The organism is Staphylococcus sp. HMSC036D05 (assembly GCF_001836225.1).
Taxonomy (GTDB): domain Bacteria; phylum Bacillota; class Bacilli; order Staphylococcales; family Staphylococcaceae; genus Staphylococcus; species Staphylococcus caprae.
Genome location: NZ_KV827785.1, coordinates 53,115 through 68,135 on the forward strand (window position 1 = coordinate 53,115; position 15,021 = coordinate 68,135).

General features: G+C 31.6%; 14 protein-coding genes. 13 read left to right on the forward strand and 1 reads right to left on the reverse strand.

Features of this window, described 5'->3' with window-relative positions; genetic code table 11:
- The first annotated feature begins 16 nt into the window (after positions 1–16).
- The 10 genes from kdpA to HMPREF2580_RS10930 all read left to right on the forward strand — a co-directional run bounded on the left by kdpA (position 17) and on the right by HMPREF2580_RS10930 (position 10,753).
- A complete protein-coding gene (kdpA, locus tag HMPREF2580_RS10885; protein WP_070832976.1) occupies positions 17–1,693 on the forward strand; it encodes a potassium-transporting ATPase subunit KdpA in 1,677 nt (558 codons plus the stop codon).
- Positions 1,694–1,711: 18 nt separating this feature from the next.
- The gene (locus HMPREF2580_RS10890) at positions 1,712–3,733 is read left to right on the forward strand and encodes a K(+)-transporting ATPase subunit B (protein WP_070832977.1); all 2,022 of its coding nucleotides are present in this window, start codon (positions 1,712–1,714) and stop codon (positions 3,731–3,733) included.
- Positions 3,734–3,751: 18 nt separating this feature from the next.
- On the forward strand, positions 3,752–4,312 hold the full coding sequence (gene kdpC / locus HMPREF2580_RS10895) for a potassium-transporting ATPase subunit KdpC (protein ID WP_070833085.1): 561 nt from the start codon (positions 3,752–3,754) through the stop codon (positions 4,310–4,312).
- A 164-nt stretch (positions 4,313–4,476) separates the two neighbouring features.
- Entirely contained in the window at positions 4,477–4,608 is a 132-nt protein-coding gene (locus HMPREF2580_RS10900; RefSeq protein ID WP_020361779.1) for a subtilosin A family bacteriocin, read from the forward strand.
- A gap of 63 nt (positions 4,609–4,671) precedes the next feature.
- Positions 4,672–6,006: a radical SAM/SPASM domain-containing protein gene (locus HMPREF2580_RS10905; protein ID WP_070832978.1), complete on the forward strand. Its 1,335-nt coding sequence runs from the start codon at positions 4,672–4,674 to the stop codon at positions 6,004–6,006.
- 158 nt (positions 6,007–6,164) lie between these two features.
- Positions 6,165–6,869, forward strand: coding sequence for an ATP-binding cassette domain-containing protein (locus HMPREF2580_RS10910; RefSeq protein ID WP_070832979.1), 705 nt, complete (start codon positions 6,165–6,167; stop codon positions 6,867–6,869).
- A 109-nt stretch (positions 6,870–6,978) separates the two neighbouring features.
- Positions 6,979–8,112 carry a hypothetical protein gene (locus HMPREF2580_RS10915; RefSeq protein WP_256326451.1) on the forward strand — a complete coding sequence of 378 codons (1,134 nt, stop codon included), beginning with the start codon at positions 6,979–6,981 and terminating at the stop codon, positions 8,110–8,112.
- A complete protein-coding gene (locus HMPREF2580_RS10920) occupies positions 8,096–9,169 on the forward strand; it encodes an insulinase family protein (protein WP_070832984.1) in 1,074 nt (357 codons plus the stop codon). Before HMPREF2580_RS10915 ends, HMPREF2580_RS10920 begins: the two co-directional genes overlap by 17 nt.
- 4 nt (positions 9,170–9,173) lie before the next feature.
- Complete coding sequence (locus HMPREF2580_RS10925; protein ID WP_070832986.1) at positions 9,174–10,130, forward strand: insulinase family protein; 957 nt, start codon at positions 9,174–9,176, stop codon at positions 10,128–10,130.
- Entirely contained in the window at positions 10,127–10,753 is a 627-nt protein-coding gene (locus HMPREF2580_RS10930; RefSeq protein ID WP_070832989.1) for a hypothetical protein, read from the forward strand. Before HMPREF2580_RS10925 ends, HMPREF2580_RS10930 begins: the two co-directional genes overlap by 4 nt.
- On the opposite strand, the gene HMPREF2580_RS10935 is transcribed toward HMPREF2580_RS10930, so the two are convergent.
- A complete protein-coding gene (locus HMPREF2580_RS10935) occupies positions 10,730–11,416 on the reverse strand; it encodes a Crp/Fnr family transcriptional regulator (RefSeq protein WP_070832992.1) in 687 nt (228 codons plus the stop codon). The two genes, HMPREF2580_RS10930 and HMPREF2580_RS10935, sit on opposite strands and share 24 nt — an antisense overlap.
- 408 nt (positions 11,417–11,824) lie before the next feature.
- On the opposite strand from HMPREF2580_RS10935, the gene HMPREF2580_RS10940 reads away from it, so the two are divergent.
- The 3 genes from HMPREF2580_RS10940 to HMPREF2580_RS10950 are packed head-to-tail and all read left to right on the forward strand — an operon-like array spanning position 11,825 to position 15,020.
- Positions 11,825–12,517: a class I SAM-dependent methyltransferase gene (locus tag HMPREF2580_RS10940; protein WP_070832995.1), complete on the forward strand. Its 693-nt coding sequence runs from the start codon at positions 11,825–11,827 to the stop codon at positions 12,515–12,517.
- On the forward strand, positions 12,514–14,067 hold the full coding sequence (locus tag HMPREF2580_RS10945; protein WP_070832998.1) for an ABC transporter substrate-binding protein: 1,554 nt from the start codon (positions 12,514–12,516) through the stop codon (positions 14,065–14,067). The genes HMPREF2580_RS10940 and HMPREF2580_RS10945 overlap by 4 nt, the downstream gene beginning before the upstream one ends.
- A gap of 2 nt (positions 14,068–14,069) precedes the next feature.
- Positions 14,070–15,020, forward strand: coding sequence for an ABC transporter permease (locus HMPREF2580_RS10950; RefSeq protein ID WP_070833088.1), 951 nt, complete (start codon positions 14,070–14,072; stop codon positions 15,018–15,020).
- Position 15,021 lies beyond the last annotated feature (1 nt).

The window sequence follows — 15,021 nt, forward strand, 5'->3', positions numbered from 1 at the left end:
GAAAGAGGGAAGCATCATGAGTATTGTTCTATTCTTAATTACATTTATCGTTCTTGCATATTTTGTGAGTCGATATTTATATACAGTAGCGCTCACTGTTCCGACGAAGATAGATATCTTATTTCATCCTATTGAAAAGTTAATTTACAAATTGATCGGTACACAATTAGAGCATATGTCAGGTAAAACATATTTGAAACACTTTTTATGGTTTAACGGTTTAACGGGCGCATTTGCCTTCATCTTACTACTCACACAGCAATGGCTATGGTTGAACCCGAACCACAACTTAAATCAATCGGTGTCGCTAGCGTTTAATACGGTAGCGTCATTTCTAACGAATACCAATTTACAACATTATGCGGGAGAAACAGGCTTAACCTATTTCACACAAATGGGCGTGATTACATGTTTAATGTTCACCTCAGCTGCTTCAGGTTACGCAGTATGTATCGCAATGTTGAGAAGATTAACTGGCGTGACAGACGTCATTGGAAATTTCTATCAAGACATGACGCGCTTTATTGTGCGTGTCTTAATTCCATTTGCGTTTATTATTAGTTTATTTCTAATTAGCCAAGGCACACCACAAACATTGAAAGGTAACTTAGTTGTAGAAACGATGTCAGGCGTTAAACAAACTATTGCTTACGGACCGATTGCGTCACTTGAAGCAATTAAACATCTTGGAACCAATGGTGGCGGTTTCCTAGGTGCGAACTCATCTACGCCTTTTGAGAATCCAACATACTGGACTAATTTCGCAGAGGCTTTAAGTATGATGCTTATTCCGGGTTCGTTAGTATTCTTGTTTGGTAGAATGCTGAAAACGAAAAAACAAATTCATCCGCATGCACTGATGATATTTATAGCCATGTTCACATTATTTATTGCGTTTTTACTCGTTTGCCTACACTTTGAATTTGCAGGTAATCCCGTATTACATCATTTAGGTATCGACGGTGGCAATATGGAAGGTAAAGAAACACGCTTTGGCATTGGTCAGTCGGCACTATTTACAACAATTACGACAGCTTTCACAACAGGAACGGTCAATAATATGCACGACAGTCTAACGCCGTTAGGTGGCATGGTGCCAATGATATTAATGATGTTAAACGCAGTCTTCGGCGGTGAAGGCGTAGGCCTGATGAACATGTTGATTTATGTCATGTTAACCGTCTTTATATGCAGTTTAATGATTGGTAAGACTCCAAGTTATTTAGGAATGAAGATTGAAGCTAAAGAGATGAAATGGATTGCTTTGACGTTTTTAGTACATCCATTATTGATTTTAATATTTTCAGCATTGGCATTTATCGTTCCGGATGCTAATGATGCGATAACGAATCCACAGTTCCATGGTATATCGCAAGTGTTATATGAATTTACTTCTTCATCTGCTAATAATGGTTCAGGCTTTGAAGGGTTAAAAGATAATACGGTATTCTGGAATATTTCAACAGGTGTCGTCATGTTAATCGCACGGTATGTGCCAATCGTTTTACAATTATTGATTGTCTCAAGTCTGGTCAACAAGAAAACGTATCAACATCACACCCAAGATGTACCTATTAATAATGTATTCTTTAGCACGGTATTAATCATCTTCATCATTTTGCTCAGTGGCTTAACCTTCTTACCAGATTTAATGCTTGGACCTATAGGAGAACAGCTATTGATGCATTCTTGATGAAAGGAGTATTTGAAAATGATGGAAACCACAAAAATATTTGAATCCAGCTTGGTTAAACAAGCATTAAAAGAAAGTATTCTAAAATTAAATCCTAAATATATGATTAAAAACCCAATTATGTTTGTTGTAGAAGTAGGTATGCTACTTTCATTGGTTTTAATATTCTTTCCCGATTTATTTATTCAAGAAAATGTATCACGCATGTATGTGTTAAGTATCTTCATCATATTATTATTAACTTTAATCTTTGCAAATTTCTCAGAAGCGTTGGCAGAAGGTCGCGGGAAAGCTCAAGCCAATGCTTTACGTCAAACACAAACAGAAATGACAGCACGGCTGATTAAAGATGACGGTAGTTATGAAATCATCGATGCCAGTAAATTGAAAAAAGGAGACATCGTCCGTGTCGAAACAGGTGAACAAATTCCAAATGATGGTCAAGTCATTAAAGGTTTAGCAACAGTAGATGAGTCCGCAATTACAGGTGAATCGGCACCTGTGATTAAAGAGAGTGGTGGAGATTTTAATAATGTCATTGGTGGTACGTCCATCGCATCTGACTGGCTAGAAATAGAAATTACATCTGAACCAGGACAATCATTTCTTGATAAAATGATTCATCTCGTTGAAGGCGCGACAAGAAAGAAAACACCAAATGAAATTGCGCTTTTCACACTTCTGATGACATTAACTATTATCTTTTTAGTCGTGATTTTAACCATGTATCCGTTAGCCAAGTTTCTACACTTTGATTTATCCATCGTGATGTTGATTGCTTTAACCGTGTGTTTAATACCTACAACCATTGGTGGTTTGCTATCAGCTATTGGTATTGCTGGGATGGATCGTGTGACTCAGTTTAATATTTTAGCTAAAAGTGGTCGTTCAGTAGAAACATGTGGCGATGTGAATGTATTAATTTTAGATAAAACTGGAACAATTACGTATGGAAATCGTATGGCAAACGCATTTATACCTGTTGCATCATCAACATATGAAAGATTAGTCAAAGCCGCATATGAAAGTTCTGTAGAAGATGACACGCCTGAAGGTAGCAGTATTGTCGAACTCGCTAAAGGACAAAATATTGATTTGCCACATGAAACAGGCGAATATTATCCATTTACTGCTGAAACACGAATGAGTGGCGTGAAGTTTGCCAACCGTGAAGTCTATAAAGGGGCGCCTAACAGTATGGTTAAACGTGTGAAAGAAGCGGGCGGGCACATACCTGAAGATTTAGACATCCAGGTCACCGAGGTGTCTAAAAAAGGTGGCACACCGCTTGTCGTGATTGAAGATAATGAAATCTTAGGGGTGATTTATTTAAAAGATGTGATTAAAGACGGACTCGTTGAACGATTTCAAGAATTACGCGAGATGGGCATCGAAACCGTTATGTGCACAGGCGATAACGCACTTACCGCTGCAACAATAGCTAAAGAAGCGGGTGTAGATCGGTTTATAGCCGAATGTAAACCTGAAGATAAAATTAAGGTCATTAGAGAAGAACAAGCAAAAGGGCACATTGTTGCAATGACAGGTGATGGTACGAATGACGCTCCTGCTTTAGCTGAAGCCAATGTAGGATTAGCTATGAACTCTGGAACTACGAGCGCCAAAGAGGCTGCCAATTTAATCGATTTAGATTCTAATCCTACGAAATTAATGGAGGTTGTCTTAATAGGCAAACAATTATTGATGACACGAGGATCTTTAACCACATTTAGTATTGCCAACGATATTGCGAAATACTTTGCGATATTACCAGCCATGTTCATGTCTGCTATGCCAGCAATGAATCATCTAAACATTATGCACCTTTATTCACCCGAATCAGCAGTACTCTCAGCATTAATATTCAATGCCTTGATTATTGTGTTGTTGATTCCAATTGCGATGAAAGGTGTGCAATTTAAAGGCGCTTCAACACAAACGATATTAATGAAAAATATGCTCGTCTATGGTCTAGGTGGCATGATTGTCCCATTTATCGGTATCAAATTGATTGATTTAGTGATTCAATACGTCGTTTAGAGGAGGAGGAGAAAAATGATACAAACGATACGAAAAAGTGCTGGCCTTATGATTGTCATGTTTGTGTTATGTGGATTGTTATTTCCACTCACAGTGACAGCGATAGGCCAAATCACATTTCCCCATCAAGCGAATGGAAGTTTAATCAAACAAGACGGTAAAGTAATCGGTTCAGAATTGATTGGTCAACAATGGCATAGTCCTAAATATTTTCATGGTCGTATAAGTGCAGTGAATTATAATATGGATGCACAACAAGTTAAAGATAACGGAGGACCTGCATCAGGAGGCTCAAACCTTGCCAATTCTAATCCTCAACTTAAACAACGCGTTGAAGAGACGATTCACAAAGAGGGGCATCATCTTACTAACGATGCGGTTAGTGCTTCAGGTTCGGGATTAGATCCAGACATCACTGTGACTAACGCTAAAGCTCAAGTGAAAAGAATTGCTAAAGCACGAGGTATCGATCAAGTCACAATTGAGCGAATCATCCAACACAACAAACAAACCTCACCCATGACCGAAGACTACGTGAATGTGTTAAAAATGAATATCGAATTAGATAAAGTAAAATAGATATATTTTAGTAATCCCCTTGCTAAGTGAAAAATGCTATTTTAATTAGCTCTTATTTGCAGAAAAATAAAAATATTCGTTTTTTTGTGACTAGCGTCACATAAATTTATTAATAGATAGCCTAAACTTAGAATTAGAAGTCAGACACGAGAGGAGGAAGTGCTATGGAACAAGGTGTAATGGTTAGCAACAAAGGTTGCTCAGCATGTGCGGTTGGTGCTGCTTGTCTAGCTGATGGTCCTATTCCTGATTTTGAAGTAGCTGGTATTACAGGTACATTCGGTATGGCTTCTTAATTGAGTATTTACTATGGGTGTAGCGACTTGTCGTTACACTCGATTTTTAAAGGGGATTTCTATATGCAAAGATATATAAAGTTTAATGAAAACGTTAGGTTGCATCAACTCCCAGAAGGCGGAGTAATAGAAATGAGCTTCAGAGATGCCAAATTCGATATGTTAGAGTTTGAATATTTAGATTTAAATTCTTCTGCGTTTGAAGCATGTACCTACTTTGATGGTAGTAAAAAGATGATAGATATTATTCAAGACATGTGCATTAAGTATGATTGTGAACTTAAGGACCATATTAATTGGTACAGTGAGTTAATAAAAGAATTATACAGTAAGGAATTAGTTACACTCACACAAAATAGTAATAAGGGCCCAATTAACTTAACAGGTTCTAAAGAGCATATTACACCACTTCATACAACTTTTGAGATAACTCACAAATGTAATTTAGAATGTAAACACTGTTATTTAGAAAGTTCTCCATCTGTTAAAGATACTTTAAGTTTTGACGAGTTTAAAAAAATAGCAGATGAAATGTATGACAAAGGGGTTTTAACGTGTGAAATTACTGGGGGAGAAACATTTGTCCACCAAAATGCAAAAGAGATAATAGAATATGCATTAAATAAGTTTCATAAAGTAGGCATATTAACCAATGCTACTATTTTAAGACAAGACGTATTAGATTTGCTTACAAAATATAAGGATAAGATTATAGTAGGTATATCATTAGATAGTGTTAATCCAGAATCACATAATGAGTTTCGACAACATCCTAGAGCACATCAACTAACTTGTAAAAATATTAAAAGATTAGCCGATAGAGGTATTTTTGTAAGAGTAGGTATGTCTATTTACGAAGATAATATGTGGGAAATAAAAGACATGGCTAAATTAGTCAGAGAGCTAGGAGCACAAGCATTTGCTTACAATTGGATTGATGACTTTGGTCGAGGAAAATCAATAGATGAAATGAAGTTAAATAAACAAAATGATATTTCATTTAAAGAATTTGAGGTAAATGTTTTAAAAGAAAATAAAGATATTATTCCACTTATACCAATTAATGAAAATAAAGCTAATAATTGTGGCGCTGGATGGCGATCAATAGTTATGGATCCTAACGGTAATGTAAGACCGTGTGCATTATTTCCAAAAGAATTTAAAATTGGTAATTTAAAAGATTCTAGCTATGAAGAAGTTTTCTCTAGTGATATTGTCAATAAATTATGGAAATTACAATCGCCTCAAAGTTCTAGTTTATGTTCAAAAGAATGTCCATTCAGTGATTACTGTACAGGATGTTACTTAAAAGGACTAAACACAAATAAAAATCATCGAAAAGATAAATGCAGCTGGGTCAAAGAACAAAAACTTGAGCCACTGATGGAAAATATTTAGGAGTGGTAATATGTCAAAAAATTTATTGAGATTAATAATAGTTATAATTTTTGTGATTTCAACAATAGTGTTCATAGTGAAAAAAGATTGGGTTTTCTCAGCTATTTTTGGAATTATCTTTATCGTATTTTTATTAAGATTAATACAAGGTGTTAATAATGATAAAAATCTCTGACTTATATGTTTGGTACGACAAAGAATTCATTTTAGAAAATGTAAATTTACAACTGACGAGTGGAGAAATTTATGCTTTGATTGGTAAAAATGGTAGCGGTAAAACTACACTTATCAATACAATTTGTGGGGTTTTGCCTACATTTAAAGGAAGTATTGTTATGGGCAATGCTTCCTTTAGTGCAGAAAGCCCCTCTAAAATAATACAAAGCAGTAAAAAGGAAAGGTTTTATATAGCAGATAATCCTGAAAAAATAAAATACATGAATTGTTTGCAATATATAAACTTAATTTTAGACGTATACAACACGAAAATAGATCATAAATTATTACAGTATTATATGGAAAGGTATCAATTTACAAACCATAAAAATAAGATAATCGATGAACTTTCTCTTGGAAATCTCAAGAAGCTAAATATTATATGTTCTTACCTAATAAATACAAGAATTTTAATTTTTGATGAACCATTAAATGGACTAGATATACAAGCTATTGAGAAGTTTATAGAAGATATACAACTATTAAAGAATAAGGGGTATTTAGTAATTTTATCTACTCATATTCTTGATGTAGTTGAAAGATTTACAAATAAAATTGTATTAATTAATAACAGAAAAGCTACTGAATTAACATTTGAGAATGCTAGTCAAATTAGAGAGGTTTTGGGTGTGGATGAAACTACATAAATATCTAAAATATATAATTCTCGCAGAGAGTCACAAATATAATGTGAAATCGATAAGTAGATTAATAATAAGTATAATGATTTTGTTGATGTTTGAGTTTTATTTAATTATGAATAGTGGTATAGAAATTACCATTATTAAGCATACCCATTTTAAATTAATTATTTCTTTGACCTCGTTTGTTTTAGCATTATCCTTTTGGAGTTCATTTAGAAACAGTTATGTACATACCATGTTTAAACCATTGCCAGTAAATACAAAAAAAATGTATCTATCAATGGTTGTATATATTTTTTTAGAGGTAGGTCTAAAGAGAATGATTTATCTTTTGATATTACCTATATTTTTATATATACAATCAGGGATTAGTTTAACGAACACTATTATAATGATGATTTCATATGTATTGATGATTTTTTTAACATTTAGTTGTGTAATTATTTTTTTTGAAACAACTGATTTGTTGAAAAAGATAATTCTTACGATTCTCTTATTATTAGTGTCATTGTCACCACTAGTACTTAGCTCTTTATTAATAATTATAATGATAAGTTTAATTTATGTTTATTTTGATGGTATTAAGTTGCTAGAAAACAAAAAGGTTAATAAATCTGTTGAAAAAAAAGAAAAAGTATCACTATTAAAAATTGAAATAAAAAAATGGGTTTCTGATAAAAGTAACTGGATTAATAGTGTCATAGCAGTAATTTTTACCGCTATACTGACATTTAATTTAAATTCTATTAAAAATATAGACCCAAATATTAATTACTTTTTAATCATGATAATTATACTAGCGATGAGTCCAGTTTATTTATTGTTTTCAACCGATAAAAATTATCAAAGAGTATATGTATATTTACCTATAAATAAGCACAAAGTGTTTTTAATTAAATTTTTTATATGTCTCATTTTAATGTTAACAATGTTAACAATAAGTATAGTGATATTCTCATTAATTAGACATAACGTAGATTTAAAAGTTATTAACATATATATAACTATGCTTTTTTGTGCATATTTTAGATTAAAATTTGATCAAAAGTTTCCTATATTAAATTGGTCATCTAAACAGGATATATGGAAAAATCCGAAAAAATATATTTCTTTAATCATTTTAATACCATATATATATATGGCCTTAACCTATAGTATTTGGATTACACTCCCTTTAATACTTGTGATTTTTGTTTTAAATAAAGTTAAGTCTAATAGGAGTGATTATTTTGTCTTTCTGCATTAAAAATGTTAAATCTTCTATATATAATTCGACTATGGAAATAGAACAACTACCAAAAATGAACTTAAGTAAACTAAATTATTATCAACTGTTATCCTACACGTTTAACGAATTATTCGGGAAATTAGATTCCTATAAATGTAGAAGGTATACTAACTTAATTTGTTATAATAATCAGTTTTTCTGGTTATATAGTATCTTAAATTTAGATAATAATTATGGTAATTGCCATTTCACAGTAGAAGAATTAAATGAAGCAAAAGATAAAGCAAAAATGAGTTTAAAAGAAAAGATAAAGCAGTATCAATTAAGTCCGTTTAACATTCATAGGAATGAATACAAAGAAATTCTTGGTCTAGACGATATATATGGAAAATATAGATATGGAAAAGTAGAAGAATTTTATTTAGTAGATCTGCAAAAGAAAGATATCGATGATGTCACTTTAAAGAATTATGAATATAAGTATACTCACTATAACAATTTCATTAGAATAGATAATCCTATTATACATAACAATTATAATCTCAATAATAACCTTAAAGTAAGAAATAACATTTCTGAAATAGGATTAGATAACCACCCTTTTTATACCCTCTGTTGGAGTATTAAAGCTAATTGTATCGAGGATACATGCTTTTATGGTAATTTATTACAAGCTTATCTTTCTCATTATGGACATTCAAAGTTGTTTGAAGAACTTAGAATAAAGGCTTATCAACTTTACCATTTCAGTTCATATTTTGATAATGAATGTAATCTATTTTTTATACATTTTAGCTCAGATGTTAAGGAAAAAAATGATATTAAAAATAGTGTGAAAAAAATAATGAAAAATTTGTGGTTGAATATTGAAGAATTTGAAAGTATTAAAACTTTTTTAGATACCGAATTAAGGTTTTTATTAGACAAACAATACGGTTATAACTTCTATTTATTTAAGTTAGGACAAAAATATAAAAAGTTTGCCCATCCATTTCATGATATAAAAAAACTTAACTACTTAGAATTTAATAGCATGGTTAAAAATATGACATTTATCGCTTTAGATGAAGGGTGATTCTATGTTAAGAGGATTAGATAACAATATTATGAAAATTAAATTTGCGGAGCTTAGTGGCTTAGGTTTTCATATAAAAAACGCATATATTAATTGTATTAGTGTAAAGATTAATTTTGGAGGGTTGGATAGTCAAATAGGATATGCTCATTTTTTGGAACATATGAAATTTTGGATAGGTGATAATCATCTTTATGAAGAAATGAAAAATCTAAGTATTGTCTTAAATGCTACTACTAGTGAAAAAAATACTTATTTTACATTTTTTTGCGCTCCTCATATGTCAGAGGATGCTTTAAATATATTATTAAAGTATTTGAAAAACCATGATTATTCAAAAAAGAGTTTTGAAAAAGAAAAGAAAGTAGTAATTAATGAAATAAAAGGATATAAAAGTATTCAATCTCATGATATAAAACTTAATATCATAAGAGACCGAATACTAGGAACTGAAAAAGATATTAATCAAATTTCATTTCATGATTTACATAAGCTATCTGAAAAATTTTATGATAAAGATAATATGAGTGTTTATGTTGTTGGAGATATTAAATTCACCAAAGATAACAACTTTAGTAATTATCATAATGATGTTACCAAAAAGAAGATTATTACGAAGGATGGAGAGTGTGAAATACAAGGGACCGAAGAAGTGCTTTTTCTAAAAATCCTTTTATTAAATATCGCTAATAACAAGTCTTTAGTATATTATAATAATCAATTCCTATATTATGGTGAAAAGAAACAATTAATAGAAAACATTACTCTACTTGAGAAAGATAATAGGATGATTGATAACATCTATAAAGATATTTTAGATAAAATGAGTGCAGTTGTTGAAATAAAAAATATTGTAGAGTTTTGGAAACTGCACAATAATTTTTTCACGATAATACAAAATATATGTGAAAGTGAAAGATTATTGGATTTAATAAATGAACTTAAGGGGGAGTTATCATGAAGTCAAAATATAAATTTCTTATTGTAGTATTGGTAATGTTAGGCATTTATTATATTTTCGGCATTAATAAATATATTGATTATTGGATAACGCTTTTTATTATTAAAAATTCGTGGGCAGAATTTGCGTGTATATCTGTAACAATTACGCTTATAGTAGTTCCATTTTATATGTATATTAATAGTAGGATAAAGCAGATTAATTATATTAATGAAAAATTTTTAAAAGAAAGAGACAAAAAGGATTTTGATATGGAAAAATTCAAAAAAAGTATAGAAATTCCTAGTGGTAATTTTATTTATAAAGGTATCGTACCTATTATTTTACTAATAGGGATAGGCTTAAAGATTTCAAACCACTTTTCATTAAAACTACCTTTATTGCTAGTTATATTATTGTATATATTTACTTTTGTAAGTACCTTTTATTATAGTTCTAATTTTATTAAAAATATTATCAATAAACGCTTCACTAGATATTTAGTTTTACTGTTTGTAAGTACGGTTATTTTATGTTTACTGTCAGTAGAGGAACAATTATTTTTAGTAGTTTTTTCAATAATAATATATTTATCTAGTCGCTTAAGTTTTATTAGAAAATTAACAGATATTACAAAAGTTTAAAGGACACTCTTCACAGTTAATTTGATCTTTAATTGATTCTAAATCTAAGATGATAAACTTTTTGCGTTTTTTATCATAATCTAGAATGTTATCGCTTTTTAATTTAGATATTGTTTTGGTTATTCTTTCTCTACTCATACCACATAATTGTGAGAGATCCTCATGTGTTAATTTAACATCTATTAATATCGTTCCATTTTTAAATATTTTTCCAAAAGAATTGGCCAATCGAACTAGATTAGAAAGAATCGTTCCTTTTTTACCATAAAAAGTATAATCTCTTAAAGTTAACTCTCTTTTTCTAATTTCATTATGTGTATATTTCAAAATTAATGTATTAAGATAGTCGTTATCAATATTTTCCCTTAATTTATTAATTGAGACTTGGTATAAAGTAGTATTTTGTTTGAAGAATAACTGGTAGTTTATTTGAAATTGACTGAAATCATCAATAGTTTCTACATAAATGCTTCCTTTTTTACAGATTTTTGATAATAGAACTTTACCAGTGACATCTGTTTGCTTTAAAAAAGCCACTCCTCTTTCGAAAGCATATAAAAAATTCCCTTCATTATTTAAATGAAAAATTTCATTGTATTTAAAATTTTTACATTCCCCATACCTTTTTATTAGACTAAACAACTCATTATTCAGCTTTAACATCCCTAAACGTCCCCTTTATTAAATAAGACTTTAACTTTATTAGTGAAGGAATAGATAATTACAATTACATATTACACTTTATTTTATATAAAATAAAGACTATTTAGTAAATTAATTTAAAAGTTATAAATTTTAACGATTAAGTCTAAAATCATAACCCTATTGTTCAAATATTATAGATTGTTATACGCCCCAAAGATTAATCGTACCTAAGTTTTATATAGTAAATAGAACAGTGACACGATTCGATAAAAATCAGTGACTAACTCAATTCCTCAATTAAAAATCTCCGTAATTTAATATTCATTGTAAAATCTGTTTCCTCAAATTCTTATTGTGTAATCTCAAATACTGTAGTATGATGTTAAAACGTAATAATTGCGATTTATAAACATTAAGGAGATTGAAATGACTAAAAGTTATGAAGTTTGGTGGCAAAAAGGGCAAGAAACTGATGACGATATGGCTCGTGACCACCAAGAAGCTTGGGAAAGAACGATACAAATGTTAGATATAACTGATATTAAGAATAAAACGATTTTAGATTTTGGGTGCAATCAAGGAGGATTTTTGCGGAAATTATACGACGTAACACCGTTTAAAGAAGGTGTTGGTATCGATTTAGCACGTCTTTCACTTGAAAAGGCTGAAGCGTATAAAGGGAATAGACCACTTACATATTTTTTAACTGATCGGCCACAAGAAACTGGTAAAACCTATGATACTGCCATCAGTACATCCGTACTTTATTTAATAGAGGATGTGCCTCAACATGCTAGAGATTTAAAAGCAGTACTGAAACCCAATGGGGTATATTATGCAACGTTTGCAGATTTAACGAACAATCCAAGTCGCCAATATATGGATGACACGATTAATCAATATGGTGCCACGCCTTCTCAAAATCATTCGCTCAAGTATATCGTTGATAGTTTTGTTGAAGCGGGATTTGAAGTTGCTGTAATTAAAGAAACCGTACCTGATGTGATTGATTTAACGCATTACAACGACTTTTTCTTAACACCTAATGATTATTTACGCACGCTTTATGAGGAATCATTTTTAATCAAAGCGACTTTGAAAGAAGGCATTAATGAATGAATAAGAGACTATTAATGACATTAACTGCAAGTGCAACGTTGTTATTAGCAGGTTGTGGGCATTCATCAAAAGATGGGAAACAAGTGACGGTCTCATTACCGACAGAAGCAAAGGCAGACCAATTAGATGCACAAGGTTATGATGCTGCCATGCCAGTGTATAGTGCAGTCTACGAACCATTAGTCAAATATGATAAGCATAAAGGAGTTAAAGCAGGATTAGCCGAGAAGTGGTCTGTTGATCATTCCGGTAAAGTGTATGAATTCCATTTGAAGAAAAATATTAAATTCTCTGACGGCTCGCCACTCAATGCTAAAGCAGTGAAATTCTCAATTGATCGCGCAAAGGCGATGAACAAGAATACGACTGTTGAAACCTTACAAAAATTGGACAAAGTAGTAGTAAAAAATGACCACGTTGTTCAAATCAAATTAAAATCTCCATCTAATCAAGTTCTCAATGAATTAACGCAAGTGCGACCTTTACGTATTATGAGTCCACATTCTGTTGAAGGTAATAAAGTGACTGGAAAATTTAAAAAAGCGATTGGCACAGGAGCGTTTGTCGTCGATCATAGTGGCAAGGAAAAAACGACATTAAAGCCTAATCAACATTTCGATCAAAATCATCCTGTCCATTATAAATTAGCATTTCAAACTATTGAAGACGGGGACTCAAGGAATTCAGCGATTCAAAGTGGCTCAGTAGACATATCCGGTGGTGCATTAGGTATGCTCTCAGAACAACAGATTCAACAAGATAAGAAGAATAAGAATTTAAAAGTAGAAGAGGCTTCAAGTACTGTGAGTCATTTCATGGCTTTCAATCCTAATAACCCGGTATTAAAGAAACGTGCGATTCGTGAAGCAATCAGTAAAAGTATTGACACTAAGCATTTGTCTGATAAGCAAATGAAAGGCATTTTCCAGAATAGCGTGCAATACGTGAATAAAGATAATCAAGAAGACCACGTATACAATGTACAAGAAGCTAAGAAGTTACTTCAGAGTAAAGGTTATAAGAAGAATAAAGATGGTTATTTTGAGAAGGATGGAAAAACACTCAAGTTGAACTTAGCTATTCAAACAGCAGAATTTCCAAATTGGAAAGACCAAGCAGAGAAAGTACAGCGTCATTTGAAACAAGCTGGAATTCAATTGAATATTAAAACGTTAGATGCTCAAACCTATTACGATACATTATGGACTAAGAAAGATTATGACCTTATCTTTTATAGAACATACTCAGATGCTTTAATGCCATATAATTTCATGAATTCAGTCTTTAAGAATGCGGACGGGAAACCAGGTGTGCTGGCTAATGGCTCAACGTTAACGAAACAACTAGATAATTTTCCAACTCAAACATCTAAAGCTGCGCAACAACGTGACTTTGATGATATATTCAAACACTTTAATCAACAATACTATGGTGTGCCCATTGCCTATCCAAACGAGACATTTGTGGTGAGTGATAAAGTGAAATCATTTAAATTTTCAGGTCTAACAGACGCACCTATAGACTATAAGACGTTGAAAGTTAATGAATAATGATGCTTAAACGCACATTTAGATTACTACTTTATTTGGTAGTAAGTTCTTTCATTATCTTTGTCTTAGTTGAAAAGACCTCTGGCAATCCAGCAATTCTCTATTTACAACGACATGGTTACACATCTATTACTGAAGAAAATATTGAATTAGCTCAACATCATCTTGGACTCGGTCATCATATGTTGTTGAGATATCTCGATTGGCTGGGCCATGCACTCACAGGTAATTTAGGCTACAGTTTTAGTACACATGAACCAGTGACTTCTATGATATTGGAGTCTTTAGCACCAACGCTAACGTTAATTATGGTTTCTGCAAGTATTCTTTTGCCATTTGGATTTTTGATTGGATATTACATTGGTATACATCCACTTAGTCGGTTGTCACGTGTAGTTCGAGGCATTGCTCAAGTGATGACATCCATGCCTGAATATTGGATTGCGATACTTTTAATTTATTATTTAGGTGTTCAATGGCACCTTGTACCTTTTGTAGGAAGTGATTCATGGAGACATTTTCTACTTCCAATTATTACGATTGTCATGATAGACGGGTGTCATATTCTTCTAATGACTTCCCATCTTATCGAGGAAACGTTGGATAAGGATGCATATCAACTTGCACTATTAAGACGATTTAAGTTAAAAGCACGTATGTTCATACAAATTAAAGACATATTTGCACCATTGATGACCATTTCAATTAATAGTGTTATACATTTATTTGGTAAAGCAGTGATTTTAGAAGTCATTTTCAGTATGTCTGGAATAGGCAAATTGTTAATAACTGCGATAAATCAGCGTGATTATCCCGTCATTCAAGGCATAGTTGTTATCGTCATCGTTACAATAATGATTACGAATTATATCGGGGACCTAATTATTTTGCACAATGAACCCAGAATTCAAAAACGGCAAAATGACCCTAGAAAGATAGGAAGAGGCGCGTAGT

Bases quoted from the DNA above. Each gene is read 5' to 3' on its own strand.
- kdpA (WP_070832976.1), top strand. From the start codon at position 17: ATGAGTATTGTTCTATTCTTAATTACATTTATCGTTCTTGCATATTTT.
- HMPREF2580_RS10890 (WP_070832977.1), top strand. From the start codon at position 1,712: ATGATGGAAACCACAAAAATATTTGAATCCAGCTTGGTTAAACAAGCA.
- HMPREF2580_RS10900 (WP_020361779.1), top strand. From the start codon at position 4,477: ATGGAACAAGGTGTAATGGTTAGCAACAAAGGTTGCTCAGCATGTGCG.
- HMPREF2580_RS10905 (WP_070832978.1), top strand. From the start codon at position 4,672: ATGCAAAGATATATAAAGTTTAATGAAAACGTTAGGTTGCATCAACTC.
- HMPREF2580_RS10910 (WP_070832979.1), top strand. From the start codon at position 6,165: ATGATAAAAATCTCTGACTTATATGTTTGGTACGACAAAGAATTCATT.
- HMPREF2580_RS10915 (WP_256326451.1), top strand. From the start codon at position 6,979: ATGAATAGTGGTATAGAAATTACCATTATTAAGCATACCCATTTTAAA.
- HMPREF2580_RS10925 (WP_070832986.1), top strand. From the start codon at position 9,174: ATGTTAAGAGGATTAGATAACAATATTATGAAAATTAAATTTGCGGAG.
- HMPREF2580_RS10930 (WP_070832989.1), top strand. From the start codon at position 10,127: ATGAAGTCAAAATATAAATTTCTTATTGTAGTATTGGTAATGTTAGGC.
- HMPREF2580_RS10935 (WP_070832992.1), bottom strand. From the start codon at position 11,416: ATGTTAAAGCTGAATAATGAGTTGTTTAGTCTAATAAAAAGGTATGGG.
- HMPREF2580_RS10940 (WP_070832995.1), top strand. From the start codon at position 11,825: ATGACTAAAAGTTATGAAGTTTGGTGGCAAAAAGGGCAAGAAACTGAT.
- HMPREF2580_RS10945 (WP_070832998.1), top strand. From the start codon at position 12,514: ATGAATAAGAGACTATTAATGACATTAACTGCAAGTGCAACGTTGTTA.
- HMPREF2580_RS10950 (WP_070833088.1), top strand. From the start codon at position 14,070: ATGCTTAAACGCACATTTAGATTACTACTTTATTTGGTAGTAAGTTCT.